The 18,717-nt window shown below is 36.2% G+C and carries 14 protein-coding genes; 11 read left to right on the forward strand and 3 right to left on the reverse strand.

The genetic code is table 11. The annotated features are described in order from the left end of the window. The first annotated feature begins 39 nt into the window (after positions 1-39). The 5 genes from LS684_RS06490 to LS684_RS06510 all read left to right on the forward strand — a co-directional run bounded on the left by LS684_RS06490 (position 40) and on the right by LS684_RS06510 (position 9,719). On the forward strand, positions 40-504 hold the full coding sequence (locus LS684_RS06490; protein WP_233810802.1) for a 2-thiouracil desulfurase family protein: 465 nt from the start codon (positions 40-42) through the stop codon (positions 502-504). A gap of 367 nt (positions 505-871) precedes the next feature. Beyond that, entirely contained in the window at positions 872-3,844 is a 2,973-nt protein-coding gene (locus LS684_RS06495; RefSeq protein ID WP_233810803.1) for a type III restriction-modification system endonuclease, read from the forward strand. A 65-nt stretch (positions 3,845-3,909) separates the two neighbouring features. After that, entirely contained in the window at positions 3,910-5,781 is a 1,872-nt protein-coding gene (locus LS684_RS06500) for a site-specific DNA-methyltransferase (protein ID WP_233810804.1), read from the forward strand. A gap of 22 nt (positions 5,782-5,803) precedes the next feature. After that, positions 5,804-7,786, forward strand: a complete 1,983-nt coding sequence (locus tag LS684_RS06505) for a site-specific DNA-methyltransferase (protein WP_233810805.1) — start codon at positions 5,804-5,806, stop codon at positions 7,784-7,786. Between the two features lie 19 nt (positions 7,787-7,805). Then, a complete protein-coding gene (locus LS684_RS06510; protein WP_233810806.1) occupies positions 7,806-9,719 on the forward strand; it encodes a site-specific DNA-methyltransferase in 1,914 nt (637 codons plus the stop codon). A 405-nt stretch (positions 9,720-10,124) separates the two neighbouring features. On the opposite strand, the gene LS684_RS06515 is transcribed toward LS684_RS06510, so the two are convergent. Then, entirely contained in the window at positions 10,125-10,511 is a 387-nt protein-coding gene (locus LS684_RS06515) for an SET domain-containing protein (protein ID WP_233810807.1), read from the reverse strand. Positions 10,512-11,044: 533 nt separating this feature from the next. Between LS684_RS06515 and LS684_RS06520 the strand changes: the two genes are divergently transcribed. From LS684_RS06520 to LS684_RS06545, 6 genes are all read left to right on the forward strand, one after another. Then, positions 11,045-12,412, forward strand: a complete 1,368-nt coding sequence (locus tag LS684_RS06520) for a hypothetical protein (protein WP_233810808.1) — start codon at positions 11,045-11,047, stop codon at positions 12,410-12,412. Positions 12,413-12,436: 24 nt separating this feature from the next. Next, entirely contained in the window at positions 12,437-13,705 is a 1,269-nt protein-coding gene (locus LS684_RS06525; protein ID WP_233810809.1) for a hypothetical protein, read from the forward strand. 191 nt (positions 13,706-13,896) lie between these two features. Next, positions 13,897-14,343: a hypothetical protein gene (locus tag LS684_RS06530; RefSeq protein ID WP_233810810.1), complete on the forward strand. Its 447-nt coding sequence runs from the start codon at positions 13,897-13,899 to the stop codon at positions 14,341-14,343. Positions 14,344-14,389: 46 nt separating this feature from the next. Next, positions 14,390-15,010 (forward strand): HAD-IA family hydrolase, encoded by a 621-nt coding sequence (locus LS684_RS06535; RefSeq protein WP_233810811.1) that lies wholly within the window; start codon positions 14,390-14,392, stop codon positions 15,008-15,010. 85 nt (positions 15,011-15,095) lie between these two features. Next, positions 15,096-15,425 (forward strand): ATP-binding protein, encoded by a 330-nt coding sequence (locus LS684_RS06540; RefSeq protein ID WP_233810812.1) that lies wholly within the window; start codon positions 15,096-15,098, stop codon positions 15,423-15,425. A 130-nt stretch (positions 15,426-15,555) separates the two neighbouring features. Next, on the forward strand, positions 15,556-15,915 hold the full coding sequence (locus LS684_RS06545; RefSeq protein ID WP_233810813.1) for a hypothetical protein: 360 nt from the start codon (positions 15,556-15,558) through the stop codon (positions 15,913-15,915). Positions 15,916-16,520: 605 nt separating this feature from the next. Here the strand turns inward: LS684_RS06545 and LS684_RS06550 are convergent. Both LS684_RS06550 and LS684_RS06555 read right to left on the reverse strand, forming a co-directional pair. After that, positions 16,521-17,627 carry a Ger(x)C family spore germination protein gene (locus LS684_RS06550; RefSeq protein WP_233810814.1) on the reverse strand — a complete coding sequence of 369 codons (1,107 nt, stop codon included), beginning with the start codon at positions 17,625-17,627 and terminating at the stop codon, positions 16,521-16,523. Further along, positions 17,624-18,709: a GerAB/ArcD/ProY family transporter gene (locus tag LS684_RS06555; RefSeq protein WP_233810815.1), complete on the reverse strand. Its 1,086-nt coding sequence runs from the start codon at positions 18,707-18,709 to the stop codon at positions 17,624-17,626. Before LS684_RS06555 ends, LS684_RS06550 begins: the two co-directional genes overlap by 4 nt. Between the last annotated feature and the right edge of the window lie 8 nt (positions 18,710-18,717).

Consider the following 18,717-nt stretch of genomic DNA (forward strand, 5'->3'; position numbering starts at 1 on the left):
ATAGAAGAATACATAATAATTGGAAGAAGGCTGAAGAGAATGATCGTAGTAAGTGCTTGCTTAGCTGGGTTAGAGGTTCGGTATGATGGAGGACACTGTCTGCACCAAAAGCTACTTCAATTAGTAGAAGAAAAAAAAGCTACGACTATTTGTCCAGAGGTTCTCGGAGGATTAGCAACACCTAGAGAGCCAGCAGAAATCATCGGTGGAGATGGAGCAGACGTCTTAAATGGTACAGCAAAGGTTATAGATCTTAGAGGGGAAGACGTAACAGCCCCATTTATTAAAGGAGCTTATGAAGCATTAACTATTGTTCGAGAATTAAAGGGTACTACAGTAGTTTTAAAGGAGAATAGTCCTTCCTGTGGTAGCACAATGATTTATAGTGGTGAATTTAACGGAAGAAAGGTCGCTGGAAATGGAGTAACAGCAGCCTTATTCAAAAAGAATGGGATAAAAGTAATTTCGGAAAAACAATTACAACAGTTATTTCTAGAGGCTTGAATCTGATGCCCATCAGATGGCTATGCTTTTGGTGATAATAGATTGTTCTTTAAGGAAATACTGATAATTGGTATGGAAGCTGTGTAAAACAACGAAAGCTGTTTCACACAGCTTTTTACATGATTTTTTATATCCCTTTCAAAAAAAATGATGGGTAGTTTGCCATAATAAGAATAGTTTAAACGACAGTCTAAAAATTGGAAACGGCTTTCTTTTACAGAAGGTTTTATGATCGCACTAACTTCGGTAAAATGACTAGTGTATGAATAATGCCTATTCTTATGTTTAGAGAACTATACAAATTTAATGGAGTCAAATGGATAGAAAATAAGTTTGATTATTTTTTCATATAAAGGAGTGTAATCCTATGAAGATTAAATTCGATGAGCAATCTTATCAGCTTGATGCGATTCGGTCGATTACCGAAATTTTTGAAGGACAACCGGTTAAGGTTTCCAATTTCACAGTCAGTATGGGTGAAATCGTTGGTCAAGAAGTAACAGCTCTAGGTATTGGAAATAAACTTGAGCTCTCTGAGAAGGAAGTGCTTGAGAACATACAAAAAGTTCAAATGAGTAACCAATTAAAAAAGAGCACCTCCATTCAAGACTGGAATTTCACAGTTGAAATGGAAACAGGTACGGGAAAAACATATGTGTATACGAGGACAATATTTGAGCTGAATAAAATGTACGGATTCACAAAGTTCATTATTGTTGTCCCAAGTGTTGCCATTCGTGAAGGGGTGTATAAATCTTTACAGATGACAGAAGAACATTTTGCTGAGCAATATCCAGGCCAGCATTGCCATTACTTTAAATATGACTCTTCAAAGCTTGAACAGGTGAGAGAATATGCGACAAGCACCAACATTGAAGTAATGATAATTAATATTGATGCTTTCAAAAAGAGCTTTGACGACCCAGAAAAAGAGAATAAAGCGAACTTAATTCACCGCGAACGAGATACAATGAATGGAAAAAAACCGATTGAATTTATCCAAGAAACAAATCCAATTGTCATTATTGATGAACCACAGAGCGTGGATAACACTGATAAAGCGAAAGAAGCGATTTCTTCGTTAAACCCTATGTGCAAGCTTCGTTATTCAGCAACACATCGTGAAACGTATAATCTAATGTATAAGCTCGATCCAGTCGATGCTTATGAAAAAAAGCTTGTAAAAAAGATTGAAGTACTTTCGGTAAATTCAGAAGAAGATTTCAACGATCCTTATATAAAACTACTAAGTGTCTCAAACAAAAATGGCTATAAAGCGACAGTTGAAATAGATGAGAAAAAGAAGAATGGAACAGTTGCTCGTGTGAAAAAAGAAATTAATCCGACCAGCAAAAACAATCTCTTCTTGATATCTGGCGAAAGGGATCTGTATCAGGGATACATAGTGGAAGGGATTGATTGTTTACCAGGGAATGAAAGTATCGAGTTTGATAATGGGAAGGTGTTAAATTTAGGGGAAGCGATCGGCACAATCGATGACAACCTCCTAAAGCGCTATCAAATTCGTGAAGCTATTCGAACCCATTTAGACAAAGAATTAAGATTAGTTCACCATGGGATTAAAGTCCTTACCCTCTTCTTTATTGATAAAGTTGAAAATTACCGAGTATACCCTAAAGGGAAGCAATGGGAGAAAGGGAAATACGCGTTAATGTTTGAAGAAGAATATACGAACCTAATTCGACAGCCTAAATATCGAATGCTATTTGAAGAGGATCAGTATATTTCTAACCAAAAAGCAGAAGAAGTACATAATGGTTATTTCTCTCAAGATAAACAAGGGAACTTTAAGGATAGTCGCGTAAACAAGGATGGAAGCATTCGTTCGAATAAAGATGATGAATCTGCATTTGAATTAATAATGAAAGAAAAAGAACGGTTATTAAGCTTTGAGACACCATTACGTTTTATTTTTTCTCATTCGGCATTAAAAGAGGGGTGGGATAATCCGAATGTCTTTCAAATTTGTACGCTGGTTGACACGAAGGATCCATTCACGAAACGACAAAAAATAGGACGTGGGCTTCGTTTACCTGTGAATCAAGAAGGACAGCGGATCTATAATGAAAACATAAATGTTCTCACAGTCATTGCAAATGAATCTTATCAGGAATTCGCTGAGTCATTGCAGAAAGAAATGGAAGAAGAAACAGGTGTTAAGTTCGGATATATTGAGGAACACGCTTTTTCTGCAATTGTTAAAGAAGATGGCGTTGAAATTGGGTACGGTGCATCAGCTGAAATCTATTCCTATCTTATTGAAGAGAAAATGATCAATAAAAAAGGGATGGTTGAAAACAAACTTAAAGAAGCTATTGCTAACGATGACTTTGAAGTTCCTGAAGAATTTGCTCACATGAAAGTTGAGATTGAGCAAGTAATCAAACGAGCGATAAAGAAGCTCCCTGTATTCAATAAAAAGGATGAAGTACGTATTAAATTAAATAAGGAAGTCCTTTTAAGCAATGAATTTAGACAGCTTTGGGATCAAATTAAATATAAGTCTACTTATTCTGTTCAATTGGATTCAGATAAATTGAAAGAAAAGTGTATATCAGAAATCAAAAAGCTTCCTGTCTTTAAAGCGAGGAAAGTTAAACGGGAAAATGCCGTATTGAAGATAGATCAAGCAGGGGTTACGGGTGAAGGCCAAACGATGCGTGTTTATGAAGTTTTAGAGGAACAGCGACGTCTACCAGATATTCTAAGATACTTACAAGAACAAACGAATTTAAAAAGAAGAACACTTGTAGATATTTTAATTGGGTCGAAGCGTTTAAAGGACTTTGAAAAGAACCCTCAAGCCTTTATGGAAGCGATAATGAAGATTATTAACCGTGAAAAGCGAAAACTAATTGTCGATGGTATTAAGTATGAACGAATAGGTGACCATGCATTTTATCAACAGTCATTATTTGAGCATCAAGAACTTGTAGGGTATATGAAAGCAAATGCAGTGGAAGTTTCAAATGACAAGTCAATCTATAATTACATTCGCTATGATTCTTTCGGGGAGAGGACATTTGCAGAGAAGCTTAATAATGATGAAGATGTAAAGCTATTCGTAAAGCTCCCGTCTGCATTTAAAATTGATACGCCTCTAGGAAATTACAATCCTGATTGGGCGGTGTTAATCGAAAAAGAAGGAAGTGAAACCTTATACTTCGTTGTGGAAACTAAAGGGAGCATGGAACAGGAAGAATTGAGATTAAAAGAACATGGGAAAATTCTTTGTGGACGAAAGCACTTTGAAGCAATTCAAACTAAAGTAAGCTATAAGTTAACAGATCGTTTTGAAAGTCTAAAAGAAGAAGTTTAAATGGTAGATTCGATGAAGAGAAACACATTTCTCTTCTTAATCGAATCATCAAGGAGTTGTAATTTTTGCATAAGCTTAATGGGAAAACATGTCATATTGTTCAACAAAATTTAGAAAAAATAAAGGAAATCCTTCCAGAAGTGTTCACAGAAGATAAGATCGATGTCAATAAATTTCTGCTTGCAATGGGTGAACATGTTGAAGTAGATAAAGAGAGATATGATTTTACATGGAATGGAAAAACTGGAGCTATACAGCTTGCTCAAAAGCAATCAACTGGTACACTTCGCCCGTGCAAAGAGGAAAGTGTAAATTGGCACGACACAAACAATTTATACCTGGAAGGAGACAATTTGGAAGTACTTCGAATTCTCCAACATTCCTACCGGGGGAAGATTAAAATGGTGTACATTGACCCTCCATATAATACAGGACAAGACTTTATATATCATGATGATTTTCAAGACAATGTAAGAAACTATCGAGAAAGAAATCAAGAAACGATGAAATCAAACCCTGAAACAAAAGGGAGATATCATACTGATTGGCTCAATATGATTTACCCACGATTGAAGCTTGCCCGTAACTTAATGAGTGAAGATGGGGTTATTTTCATTAGCATCGATGACCATGAGCTTGCAAACTTACGTAAGGTTTGTGATGAAATCTTTGGAGAAGAGAATTTCATCGGAATTTTCTCTGTAAATTCTACCCCGAATGCGAGGGATTATGGTCATATCGGTAAGATGCATGAATATGTACTATTCTATGGAAAAAAATTAGCAGAAACAACGACAAATATGCTTCCTGATACAACTAAGCAATTTAAGTATGAAGATGAATATGGAGGCTTTAATATTCATCCGTTATATAACAGTAATGTTTTATTTACTAAAGAAAATCGACCTAATCTGTATTACCCTTTCTATTTGAACCCAAATGAAAAACGTGAAGATGGCTTCTACACGATTTATTTAGAAATGCATGATGGATTTGTAGAAATATTCCCACCTAAATCGGTGAAGGATTCTGTTCAATTTGTTTGGAGATGGGGCAAAGCAAAAGCAATGCAGGGGTTAAATAAAGAAATCATTGGCTACCAAACGAGTGACGGTGACTTTCGAATCGTTCAAAAAATGCGTCATTCAGAGAAAATTATTAGAAGCCTTTTACTAGAAAAATCCTTTACGAGCCGAAGAGGAACAGCTGAAGTTGAGAATATTTTCGAAAAAAAGATTTTCTCTTTTCCAAAGCCAATTGAGCTTATTCAAACCTTCTGTCAAGTTGGGACGGATAAGGATTCCACTGTGCTTGATTTCTTCTCAGGCTCTTGTACAACGGCCCATGCGGTAATGAAGCAAAATGCAGAAGATGGTGGGAATCGGAAATTTATTATGGTACAACTTGATGAGTCAACAGACGAAAAATCTCTAGCATCTCAGGCTGGTTTTAAAAATATTTGTGAGATCGGAAAAGAACGAATTCGCCGAGCAGGGGCATTGCTATTGAAGGATATGGATAATAATCAAGCAGTTGATGTAGGGTTTAAAGTATTCAAGCTTGATGAAACCAACCTAAAGGTTTGGGAAGAAGATGCACTTCACATAGAGCGCAACCTATTAGATCTCGTTGATCCTGTAAAAGAGGGACGTACCCAGGAGGATGTGGTATATGAGGTCCTATTAAAGTATGGGATTGGGTTAACAAGTTCAATAGTGGAAGATTCGATTAGTGGAAAGAAGGTTTTCTCGGTAGACACTGGTAGGTTGCTTATCTGTCTCGATGTAAACCTTACTCTCGAAGCAATTGAGGAAATGGCGAAAAAGAGACCTGAACGAGTGGTTTTTTATGATGAAGGGTTTAAGAATGATACCGTTCGCACAAATGCTGAACAACTGTTGAAACGGTATGGCATTATCGATATTCGTGTAATCTAGTGTAAGCAAAGGAGTTATAGACATGCAAAGGCTAGAAGGAAAAACGTTCAATGCGGTAGAGAAGAATATAGAAAAGCTTAAGCGACTATTCCCTGAGGTATTGACGGAAAATAAGATAGATGTGGAAAAGCTACTTGTTGCTTTAGGGGAACATGTTGAAACTGAAAAAGAACGGTATGAGTTTAATTGGAATGGAAAAGGACAGGCAATTCAGCTTGCACAGAAGCAAACGACAGGTACTTTAAGACCGAATATAGAGGGGAGTTTAGACTTTAATACTTCAAAGAATCTGTATATTGAAGGAGATAATCTTGAAGTACTTCGTGTCTTGCAAAGTTCCTATCGGAATAGGATCAAGATGATCTATATTGACCCTCCATATAATACGGGAACGGACTTTGTCTATAAAGATAATTTTCATGATAACCTAACCAGCTATAAAGAGCGAATGGATGAACGGATGAAATCAAATGCTGACACTAGCGGAAGATATCATACGGAGTGGCTAAATATGATGTATCCAAGGCTGAAGATTGCTCGAAATTTATTAGCGGATGATGGCGTTATTTTTATATCAATTGATGATCATGAAGTAGAAAACTTAAAGCGGATTTGTAACGAAATTTTCGGTGAGGAGAACTTTGTTACTTCCATTGTAATAAAGACCTCTGAACCAACAGGTGTGAAGATGACTCATGTGCGAAAGCGCATCCCAAAGCTTAAAGAATATGTTCTTTGCTATAAAAAATATGATACAACTTTTGAAAAAATCAGCGTTCCGAAAGAGAAATGGGATCGTGAATATAAAACGATTCTATTGAATGTTACGAAGGATGAAGTGGATGAATTGAAAAACATTCGCGACGGGGATGCACGAGATCCCGAAACACTTAATAGATGTGATGAAATACTAGCGAAAGTGCAATTTGTCTCGGTTTCCCAAGTAATTCAAGAGAAGCAAATAGAAAAAGCAAAAGTCGATGATTTTCTTTTTGAAAATGCTTGGAGAATTATAAGAACTGTATCTATGACTGGTAATGCAAAGAAGCTTGCGGATGAAAAGAAATTGAAGAATAACGAAAGAGCTTTTGTTATCAACACGCCAAATAATAAGCTATATTTTATTGATAACCAATATAACCCAGATGTAGAATCACCAAGGATTAAAATTTTATTTGCTGATGATTATTTAACTGTTCACCCATGTGATTTCTGGCAAGATATTAAAACTACAGGATTAGATAATGAGGGCTTTGTCGAATATAGAAACGGTAAGAAACCGTTAAAGATGATGGATAGATTGTTGAATTTAGCGGGCTTAAATGATGAAGATTTAGTCCTTGACTTCTTCTCAGGCTCTGGAACAACTGGGGAAGCAGTTATTCGCTATGGTATTAAGAATCAAAAGGCGGTTAACTATATTTTGGTTCAAATAAATGAAGATTTAACAAAATCTGTTGATAAATTATCTGGTGATGCCAAAAAAGATACACAAAATCTCCTATCTTTTTTAGAAGGTGTGGGAAGAAAGCCGGTGCTTTCTGAGTTGGGCAAGGAAAGAATGACTCGAGTAAAGAAAGAGCTCCAAAGTCAGTATGAATACGACTTTGGCTTCAAAAATTTCACTCTAGATGATACAAATTTGAAACAATGGGATGAAGGCTCTGTGGATCTTGAACAAGACTTGATTAATTTAATTCAGCCTGTAAAAGAAGACCGCTCGCAAGAAGATGTAGTGTACGAGATATTATTAAAGTATGGTATGGAGCTTACATTACCAATAAAAGAATTGAAGGTTGCTGATAAAACAGTATTTTCAGTAGCTGGAGACCAGTTGCTACTCTGTCTAGAACAAGATCTCACGTTACATGCAATCGAAGAAATCGCTAGTATGCAGCCAGCTCGAGTGATATTTTACGATGAGAGTTTTCAAAATGACACGGTACGAACGAATGCAGAGCAAATTCTTAAATCAAATGGTATCGAGGACATTCGCGTAATTTAGCCAAGGGGGAGTGAACTCTGTGGAAAAACTGGATGGAAACACACACAATGTAATAAAAGAGAATATCGAAAAGCTAAAGTCGCTATTTCCCGAGACAGTTAGTGAAGATCAAATTGACTTCGATAAACTGAAGCTTCTTCTAGGTGATGTAATCAGAACAGAGAATGAACGATATGAGTTTACATGGAATGGGAAGAATCAAGCGATTCAGCTGGCGCAAAAACAAACAACGGGGACATTGCGTCCTTGTTTAGAAGAAAGTTTGAATTGGCAGCATACGAACAACCTTTATATCGAAGGGGATAACTTAGAGGTACTTCGTGTTTTGCAAAATTCCTATCGAAACAAAGTGGATATTTTCTATATTGATCCTCCTTATAATACAGGTAAAGATTTTATCTATAAGGATAATTTCCAAGATAATATAAAGAACTACAAAGAAAAGACAAATGAAGCACTGAAATCCAATGCGGAAACAAGTGGCAGATTTCATACTGATTGGCTGAACATGATCTATCCCCGTTTAAAAATAGCAAAAAATCTTCTCAAAGAAGATGGGGTAATGTTCATTTCAATTGATGATGATGAGGTTTACAACTTAAAAAAAGTATGTGATGAGATTTTTGGTGAAGAGAACTTCTTAGCTAACCTAGTTTGGGAGAAAAAAAAGAAGGGCTCATTTTTATCGAAATCAATTACTAATATTAAAGAGTATGCTCTAGTCTATTCAAAAAATATTGATAGATTTGAGGGGTTAATTGGAGAAATTAAGACTTCCATTGAAACGTACCCATGTATTAATGCTTCCAATAAACGAGAAATCAGAAGAATTCCTAAAGGCATTTCAAGTAAATATAAAGAGTTAGATTATACATTAAAAAAAGGAAGCATCATTTCTGCTTCGACAATGAACTTAGTTCTCCATTCGGACCTTGTGATTCGAGATGGAGAGCTTGCAGAGGAGCTCGTTATTGAAGGGAATTGGCGTTATTCTCAAGAAGCAATGGAGGAATATGCTCATAATCAAGAATTGTATCTAACACAGGACCTGTATTTAAGGCGTATTGTCTCAGAGCCTAGATACAAGACGTTAAAGGATTTGCTTCCAAGGGTTGGATTAAAAGCAGAAAGTAGTTATAAGGAACTGAACATAGAGAATTTATTTGATACAGGTTGGGGATCAAATGAGGATGCGGATGAAGAATTAAGAAAGTTAATGAATTTACAGGGGATTATGGATTATCCAAAGCCGGTTAAATACATTTTGAAATTAGTTGCTTCAACAAGAAAAAAGGACGCGTTAGTTGCTGATTTCTTCTCGGGCTCTGCAACTACCGCGCATGCTGTTATGCAGTTAAATGCAGAAGATAATGGGAAAAGGAAATTCCTCATGGTGCAATTGCCAGAAAGGCTAGATGAACATTCAATAGCAGCAAAAGCGGGCTATCATACGATAAGTGAGATTGGAAAAGAGAGGATCCGCAGAGCTGCGGATAAGATTCACTCTGAATATCCAAATGCACGGAACATGGATCTTGGATTCAAAGTATTCAAGCTTGATGAAACCAATCTAAAAATATGGGATGAAACTTCTATCGATTTAGAAAGAGACTTATTCGACCTCGTTGACCCGGTGAAGGAGGGGCGTAGCTCGATAGATGTTGCTTATGAAATTCTTCTAAAATACGGGATAGACTTACATGTACATCTTACAGAAATAGAGGTAGCAAATAAAACGGCTATTTCTATTGCTGACGGGTCACTTGTTATTTGCTTGGAGAAAGATCTTACACTAGAGGAGATTGAAGAATTAGCAAAGCTTCAGCCTTCTCGAATCGTATTTTACGATGAAGGTTTCAAGGACGATACGGTTCGAACAAATGCAGAGCAAATTTTAAGACGTTATGGGGTAGAGGATATCCGTGTGATATAAGTCAACCCTCCAATCAGGCTATGGCCAAACTCAATTTCTTTTGAGGTTGGCTATAGTCTTTTTGTATATATGAAGTTCACTTTATCATTGTGTAGCATGGACAGTTTGCATGTTTGAATTCGATTACTCTAGAGACCAAGTACTAATTATTAATTCTTTTAGTAGCTTGTCGTGAATTTTTTATGATTCAATTGATAAAAACAAAATAGGTGATTGGAGCGGAAGGTGCTTGACACCTGGGTTAACGCCCCCAGAAAGCAAGCGCCTTGAGAGGAAATCACCATTTTTCCACCTACCCTAGCTTTCTAAAACCGTTCTCTACAATATTTTTAAAGCAAAACAGACTGTTAAAAAGTGTTAACAGTCTGTTTTGCTCAGTGCTAGTTATTTTTCAATAACGAGTGATTACTTTTCCTCTTCTTCGTTAAACCAAAGAGGATCATCATTATCGACTTCTCCATTATAGTTAATGAAAATTTCTTCACCAGCTTTAATGTCTCGGTAAGCATAAAATTTGAAAGTATGGTCTTCAAAATGTATATCGTAAACAGCGTTTGGTTCATAGGAATGATTAAACAGCATGCCATATCCTAGTAAAATTGCGGTATGATTTGCTCCATATTCGAATGCATAATCATCTAATAGTGTCTTCTCAATATGCTTATGCTGTTCGTTCGGGTATGGAATGACGGGTGCTATATGGAGAAGATCCCCTTTTTTAAAATCGATTGTAGCGAATACCCCGCGGTTAAATTCACCGTTGCTGATTGTTGAAGTTTTTATTTCGATCATATCTGCCACCTGCATTTGAGTTATTTGTCTTATCAAGTTTGACAGTTGTTAAGAAGGAAAGCAAGTAGAAACCTGTTATTTTTGGTGAAAAGAGTCCACTTCATAGATAGGTACAGCAGACAACCTCCTTTCATTTGATTTGAAACTTTTTCACCACTTGTTTCGTATATAGTCATATAATTGTTTGAGCTTGGAGGGGAATTATGGTTTCAGAGGTCCTCGGAATGATAAGTTTTATTGGGATATTAGCATTTGTATATATAAAGAATTCGACATACATAGGGAAGTTGAGGTTATGGCAAAAGCTCGTCAGCCTTTTACTATTTGGCTTTTGTATCTTTGGATGTGTGTTTATTTTTTATGTTACTGGCCCGATCATTAATAGCGTAATTCCCATCACCTGGATGAATTGGATAGCGAAATTTGTATGCGTTGTGCTCGTTGTTACAATGGCAAAGCTTATATTGTATAAGTCTCTTTCCATGATAACAAATGGAGTCTTCCCACCAAAAAGCTCGGAAAAGGAGTAGATCATGAATTCAATAGCGACAAAATTAAGAAAGTACTTACCAAATCAACCGAAAATAAAAATCATTCCCGACCCGGAAATTGATCATATGGGACAAATTATTGATGAAGTTCACGAGACGGTGTATGGATATTTAGAAGTATCTTCAAGTCAAGAATTAGTTAGTTTCCATTTAGATATACTTGAGGATGAGGATACACATGTTCTAATTAACTCACAACATAAAAAGCTAAATGAAGAAGAAATTATGGCAGTGGGTGATAAATTTGCGAATGAATTTTACTCGCGACCTGTTTCCCTAAGCGGTCTATTTCAATGGGAGCCAGATACATATCTAGTTATATATGAAGAGAAGGATCAAGAACTTGGGTTATTGATTCCAAATACTGGTTGCATGGTGAATGTTGATATATACGGCCATGTAACCTCAGCTTCCTTTCTAGATGTCGATTACAAGCTGTTATTTCCTGAAATCAAGATTAATTCAGAAGAAGCGAAGGAACTGATTTGTCAGGAATCGCTAGTACAGTTAGCCATTTCATTAGAGGAGAAGCCAGAGCTAGTATATTATCCAATCCATGATATTGCTGGTGTTTCCGTTGATGGAAAGATTCAGCGCAGCACGGAATTGCTTGAATTCGATACAAAATCAGATCAGCCAATTGAAAAAGTGGTAGTAGAGTTCAGTATGGAAGAATTGCTAGGGTTGGCAGAAAGTGACCAAAAGATAATAGAGGAAGAACAAACGTACTGGATGCGAAATGGAGAAGAAGAGCCGGTAGCAATAATTAATAAAGAGGATCCACAACATTTGTTTTATCAATCGTTTTCTGAATGGAGTAAAGATGCAGGGACACTAGATGAAGAGGTTCTGAGAAAGCGAGCTATCCAGTTTCTAGAATCGGTCATTGGAAATGTTCATGAAAAGTATGTTGAAGAATTTCAGCCATCTTTAGATGACTTTCCGTTTACTGAAGAGGAAGAGGAAGATTTAATCGATCTATATGAATCAACCTCAACCTTTCTTTTTAAAAGAGTGTACAACGGAATCCCAGTACCTCCTTATTCAGTTGAAGTTAGAATCGGAAAGTGTTCGGGAATCATTCGGTATGCCATTATTCCAGTGATTTCGCAGGAACAATTGGAAGAAGTTGTACAGGAGAAGCCTCGAATTACGATTGAAGAAGCAAATGGAATTTACAAAGATACGTTAACAATGAAGCTTGTACGTTCGGTAGATCACATTCAAACCCCATCTATATATGGGCTTAGCTATCTAATTGACTTTCCAAATGGTCTTCATATTGAAAAGATCAATGCGCATACAGGGGAAGTTCAGTTCGTGGATTCGGGGTTAATTAGAGAAGGGTAAGAAAGATGAAAGAAGGTCATTTAAGTGGATAAGAGAGTAAAAAAAATAGTTGACCAAACGAGGCTTGCCTTCGAGCTAGTAGATTATTTTCTACATCAATATTCTTTTCGAAGAGACGTAACCATATTTAATGAGACAGTATACAAGTTGTCAATGGAGTGGTTTCCAAATGGATACAAGGATTACCAAGATGATGAGCTTAATCCTGATGGAACTGTTTCAATTGAATATAACTTGAACACGAACCAATTTGATTCAGTGATTTTTGTTGGGGGTCTTACGTATGCGAAGGGACCAACCTTTCCGTCAAACGATGTAGAATCTATAACGACTTGGATAGAAGAAGAAACGGGCTTACCCTTCGGCAAACAGTTTGAATTACTAAAAGCTGAGGGATCGGAATTTGTTTTTCAAGAATGCTGGAAAGGGGTTCTTGTTTCTCCAACAGGCAGAATTGAAGTGGAGCTAGATGAGCATTCAAGACTTATTGGATTTTCAAAGTATGGACAGTTCCCCTCTCCTGACATGTTTATGGAAGAAGATTATTCACTTACTCTTCCTGATGTTAAAGAGATTGCAAAGGGGCAGATCCAATTACTTGATATGCCATTAAATGATCAAAAACGATTAAAGCGGATTTTTGCATTAGAAGAAATATATATAAGGAATGACAAATCATCCACCATTCCATTTGAGGTAATCGTAGATGTACGAGCTTACACTCCTATTGAGGAGGTTCTCTATTGGGAAACAACAACGGATCTAGAAGTAGAAAGAAAACCCATTTTTAATCGGGAACAACTGACGGTTGAACAGTTTTTTTCCAATGAACCACATCTAGACGTTAAGCCTTTAACAAAAGATGAAATTGACCTATGCATAAACACGGTAAGAGCCTTCCTAAGTAGTTATTATGAAGCTGATTCAGGCCGATGGGTCCTGAAAACCTTGCATCGTGAACAAGGGTGTATAAATGCCATAGTCAAAACAGTGACCCCAACGGGATTGGTTTTCCAAAGAAAACTACTCGTTATGATTGACCCAGTTTCATTTGAAGTGCTTAATTTCATGGATAATGAAGGGTTTCTTGACGTATGGAAGTCTTATACACCTTCAGTTGATGGGATTATAACGAGAGAACAAGCATTTACAGAAATCAGCAAGACCCTGACATTAACCCCAACATATGTATATGATTTTGCAATACAGCAATATGTACTTTGTGGAAAATTAGATAGTGACTATGGTGTAGATAGTGTTACAGGAGAGTTAATTAAATTGGACGATTTGTAAATGAGGCTCCTCAATTCAAAGGAATTGAGGGGCTTTCTGTTGGTTATTAGGCACGCTATACTATATCGATTGTTAAAAAGTGCTTTGACCTCGAGCTCAAGTACCTTTTTCTTGTGGTGAATTAATTTCCCTTCCAAAAAGAGGAAGGGGAAGGTACACTATAATAAACAGAATATTGCGAGGGTTTTAATATGCGAATTGGAAAAGTATTAGTCGTTCTGATAGGTTTATTGCTTATAGGATATTATTTTTACCTTGCCATGCAAAGCGAGCAGCTAATAGGTAAGGTCGTACTAGTGATTGGTGCAGCCTATTTTCTTTGGTTAACAATTATTATCTTTCGAGAGAGAGAATTAACAAAAGATGACCGGACGAGAAAATGGTTTAAGAAAGACTATCCGAAAGGGAAACATTATTCCATGGCTAAAGGAGTTTTTTATTTCGGACTTCCTTTAGGTTATTGCATTTGGGCAGTAGACCAGCCCTTTAATGAGGGATCAGATTTATTATACACAAGTGTATTTCACTTTGTAATCTATGGCATATTAGGCATTGTAATAGGCAGGATGTATTGGAATATCCGATTGCAGGATTCTCATCATTTAGGTTTACTTAACAATCAGGAGCAAATAAAATAACGGGACAAAAAGAGAGTATCTTTCTTCCCTATTAAGGAGAAAAAGTATGAGAAAATATGTCATTTTTGATTTTGATGGGACTCTTGCAGATTCACAAGAGGTTTTCGTCTCTTCTTTAAATAAGCTTGCAGAAAAGCATCGATTCGACAAGGTCCAAGTGGAGGATCTAGAGGATTTGAAGAAGCTTTCAATTAAAGAACGTTGTAAGATGCTGAATTTCCCAATGTATAAGATGCCATTCATCATTCCCCAGATGTATAAACTGTATTTAGATGGTATTCGCGATGTAAAACTATTTAATGGTGTAAAAGAATTACTTGCAGAGCTTTATGCAAAAGGCTATGAAATTGCGATTATTTCTTCCAACTCTGAAGAGAATATTCGGACATTCTTGAATGAAAATCAAATATCAATTGTTTCACAAGTCCTCTGCTCGAGTAAAATATTTGGAAAGGATAAGCTTCTCAATCGGTTTATGAAAGAAAACCAACTATCTCCATCGGAAATCATTTACGTAGGCGATGAAGAACGGGACATCCTTGCATGTAAAAAAGCTGGAGTTGATATCATTTGGGTAGGTTGGGGATACGATGCGACAGACATGGTCCAAGAGGTGGAGCCGACCTATAAAGCCTTTGAACCACAAGATATTTTAGCCATTATCTAATATCGACTTTTGTCATTTAGGAGAAATGCATGAATAATTTACTCGTATGTTGGTATGCTCTGATACAATAATGCAAGGTGGTAGAATGGAAATGTTTCAGGAACAGCTAGATAAACTGGTTGAACTTGATTGTTTTTTGTATTCAAAAGCAAGAAAGCACCCAGCAGATTCAATGAATCATTGGAAAGAAAGTGGTGTGAGTAGTTCACTTCGTCATTCGATGGATGCTATTCAAAATAGTTTCAACAAAAACAATGGTAGTATTATGATCCGTGCTACGCTAATCTATATTTCATTTGAAATGACTGTTCAATATAATGGGGAAGGTCTGGATAGAGATACAATAAAGAGAATTCTTCCACCTTTCTTCAGTACAAGACAAGAAGGAACGGGAATAGGTTTAGCGGTGTGCTAAAAAATCATACAAAATCATGGTGGAATTATTGATGGAACAAGTGAACAAAATGAAGGTTCAACTTTTATCATCTCACTTCCTATCAATTAGGAATAAAGAATGGGCTTGATAAGTTTAAGGTGGTTAACAAATGAATGTTGTTGCAAGGGAAATTCTTGATGGGTTAGTAGAGAAAATCTATGAAAATTATCCAGAGCTGTTGGAGAAATATGGAGAGGCTGGAAAGGTTAAATGTAGAGAAGATGTACAACATCATTTTAGAAATTTAGATGTTGCTTTCAAATTAAACCATAGTAAAATATTTATTGACTATTCCATTTGGCTAAATAATGTATTAACTAGCCGTGGAATGAAGACGGAGCATATTATTGATAATTTTCAAAAGATGCAAGAAGTGCTTCATGAGCCGGAGTTTGCTGGGAAAGCAGAATTCTATCATATTTGCTTATCAGAAGCGATTCAAGCACTAAACCAAGTAGATAAACCTTAAAGAAGGCTTGCATACTTCTAAGAAACTTAGATTAAAGCATAAGGAGTAACCGAGTTTTCAAGGTATCAGACAACGAGCTTATTGAAGACTATTTCAGTTCGTTAGAATTATCATTAGATCAATAGTTTATTGAAATGCTCAAACAGGAAATCAAGGAAAGAAACTTGAGACACCGAATCGAAAGCAAATCGCTACAAAAATAACGTAAATTTAATATTTCTATTATTGAGGCTGTGACATAAGTATTTTAGTTAATGGAATATCCGAACTATCAGGAGTTGGTTCCTTTTGATAGTTCGGGTATTTTTGTTTGTTCGGAAATCAAATCTTTAAAAAATAGTGGAATGGAGTGGAAGACACTCGGCTACTAAGGGAAATAGAGGAAAGGCTGAGGCCCCGAAGCGCAGTGAGGAGGAACAGATTCCTCCCCGCAGAAAGCGAGTATCTGCAGCGCAATGGAAAGAACTTGTTTTTACAACCTATTTATTATTAAAAAAGTCATTGTACTCTTTGAGAAGGAGTCATTTAGTTATGTCCTAGCCTCATTTTGAATTAATAAGGTATCTAAGCCAAATAAATCTATGTCCGAACTATTTGCATTTAACTTACTTGGCTTGTCCAATATTCATGAACTTCATTTTCGGATGGACATTTAACGTGATCGTTGGATAAACTTCATCCCAATTCATTTCTTTCCATTCCTTATATGAAAGCTTATTTCTTACATGGGCCCCTATACCAAGTGGGTCTACCCCTAATTCTTGAAAATGCTGAAAAGTCTCAAGTGATTTTCCTGTTAAATATCTATTAATTTTTTTCTCGAATTTTTTCTGAGCTTTTTCTGCGTCAAGTAGCGTTTCACCTGTATATTCAAGGACACTTCCTTCAAGCTCTATTGTAATATCAACACTTATTGGGTTTGTAGAAGACATTTTTATATCTAAGTCAAATTTTTTCTGATGATAATTAAACAATAACTGCTTGGGAAAATTGCTTTCCTTTTCCCTTCCTACTTCCATACTAATTGTTCCTCTTGGAATATCTTTTCTTAAGAAGAAGAGAATACTCGCTTGTTCTGGTGATATTTTTTCGATGAACTGATCACGATCAAATAGTGCATAACCATCTAAATTAATTTTCCCATCCTTTAATATGATGTACGGCATAATGGGATCAATGCCATCATCAAAATAATCACGGATAAATTGAAGGGAGTTGTAATTAGTGACTTCTTTTGTATATGCGGCACGTTCAAATATCGTTCTCAAGTATTTTGGAGGGTTAGGTCCTTGCTTTGGCTTTAAATTAATAAAATCAATAGCTCTCCCTTCTGATATCGCAAAATACACTCGTGGACCCAAGCTAGGATCACGCATAAATGTATCTAAAATATCGCTTATTCCCGTTTTAGCAAATTCTTCTCCAAATAAAGCGACGGTAAGCTGACCGCTAACTAATTCGAGATTTGTCATGTTTTTAAATTGAAGTCGAGCATCTTTGCTTGATTTGGCATCAACAGATAATACCTCGTTATCAAAATCCCCTTCCTTAGTTACAATCGGATAGTTAACTGCGACTGTGAGAGGTTTCTCTTCGTTTTCAGAAAGATCATATGTGACAGTATCGATTAATGCTAAGTCATCAATAATATGCTGCGAGCACCCTGATAGCAAAAGGGCGCAATAAAGAAGGTGCGTAAACCGTTTGATCATGAGGAGTCTCCTCTCGCTTTCTCTTTGTACTTATGTAATAGAATCGTGAACATTAATGTAATGGGCACAACAATGGCAGCTGCAGCTATAATATTTGTAAGCCATTTGAGCCACAAATCGACTTCTCGAATGATATTAGGTACTAAAGATATCAAGTATCCTCCAGCTAGAATACTAAACGTAATAAATGTGGGATTGATAGCCTTGAATGAATGTTCAAGGAGGAGCTTTCCTGTCCATAAGTACATAACAATTGTCATTATGACCTTCAAAGCAAATAGGGAGAAAATTAAATTTTCTACTCTTTCAATAAAAGGAAATTTGATATACTCTAATATCGTAATAACAGGGTACATATCATTTAATAATTGATCAAAACTTAAGAAACCAAATGAAATAAATGTAACCGAAATGTAGATGATTGTCGTTATTCCATTACCAATAAATAAGGCTTTTGTCCATCCTTCCTTAACATAGGGAAAAAGGAAGAGGCTTAATTCAAACCCTAGAAAAGCTGTATAAACATTCATGATTCCCCCAGCTAGATCAGGGCTCCCTTTAAAAAAGAAAGGTGTTAGTCTGGTGAAGCTGAACTCTGGAAAGATAAACCCTAACAAAAAAATTGTCCAAATCGTCAAAAAAAATAAAGAGACCGTTATTTTGGCAATCTGGTAAATGCCAGATTGAAGCATTATGTAGCAAAGAATAAAAGTCATTGACATAAATACAAATGTTGGTGTTTCATGGAAAAAAAGCATCTGTAATAAAAGGATAAACTTCTTTGCCACCATCATTCCTAATGTAATAAATAGGACGGCAGAAGCAAAATATACTGGAACCAACAGCCAAAAAGGGAAGACGCCTTCATAAATATCAAAAATTGATTTGCCCTTTCCCCATTTAAATACAAGAACGATTAATAAGATGTTGAGATTAACTAGAGCATATATGCCAATTAAGCCAACCCATCCATTTGTTCCAAATGTCTCCGCTGATAATCTAGGAATACTAAACAATGTTACTCCGGATTGGATCATATATATCAAAATGGCGATTTGAACGGGATGAAGCTTCTCATGCATAGTACTCA

The organism is Cytobacillus spongiae, assembly GCF_021390075.1.

Excerpts from the sequence above, each read along its gene's own strand:
- LS684_RS06545 (WP_233810813.1), top strand. The coding sequence starts at position 15,556 with ATGAATGTTGTTGCAAGGGAAATTCTTGATGGGTTAGTAGAGAAAATC.
- LS684_RS06540 (WP_233810812.1), top strand. The coding sequence starts at position 15,096 with ATGGAAATGTTTCAGGAACAGCTAGATAAACTGGTTGAACTTGATTGT.
- LS684_RS06505 (WP_233810805.1), top strand. The coding sequence starts at position 5,804 with ATGCAAAGGCTAGAAGGAAAAACGTTCAATGCGGTAGAGAAGAATATA.
- LS684_RS06550 (WP_233810814.1), bottom strand. The coding sequence starts at position 17,627 with ATGATCAAACGGTTTACGCACCTTCTTTATTGCGCCCTTTTGCTATCA.
- LS684_RS06495 (WP_233810803.1), top strand. The coding sequence starts at position 872 with ATGAAGATTAAATTCGATGAGCAATCTTATCAGCTTGATGCGATTCGG.
- LS684_RS06555 (WP_233810815.1), bottom strand. The coding sequence starts at position 18,709 with ATGCATGAGAAGCTTCATCCCGTTCAAATCGCCATTTTGATATATATG.
- LS684_RS06535 (WP_233810811.1), top strand. The coding sequence starts at position 14,390 with ATGAGAAAATATGTCATTTTTGATTTTGATGGGACTCTTGCAGATTCA.
- LS684_RS06515 (WP_233810807.1), bottom strand. The coding sequence starts at position 10,511 with ATGATCGAAATAAAAACTTCAACAATCAGCAACGGTGAATTTAACCGC.
- LS684_RS06520 (WP_233810808.1), top strand. The coding sequence starts at position 11,045 with ATGAATTCAATAGCGACAAAATTAAGAAAGTACTTACCAAATCAACCG.
- LS684_RS06490 (WP_233810802.1), top strand. The coding sequence starts at position 40 with ATGATCGTAGTAAGTGCTTGCTTAGCTGGGTTAGAGGTTCGGTATGAT.
- LS684_RS06530 (WP_233810810.1), top strand. The coding sequence starts at position 13,897 with ATGCGAATTGGAAAAGTATTAGTCGTTCTGATAGGTTTATTGCTTATA.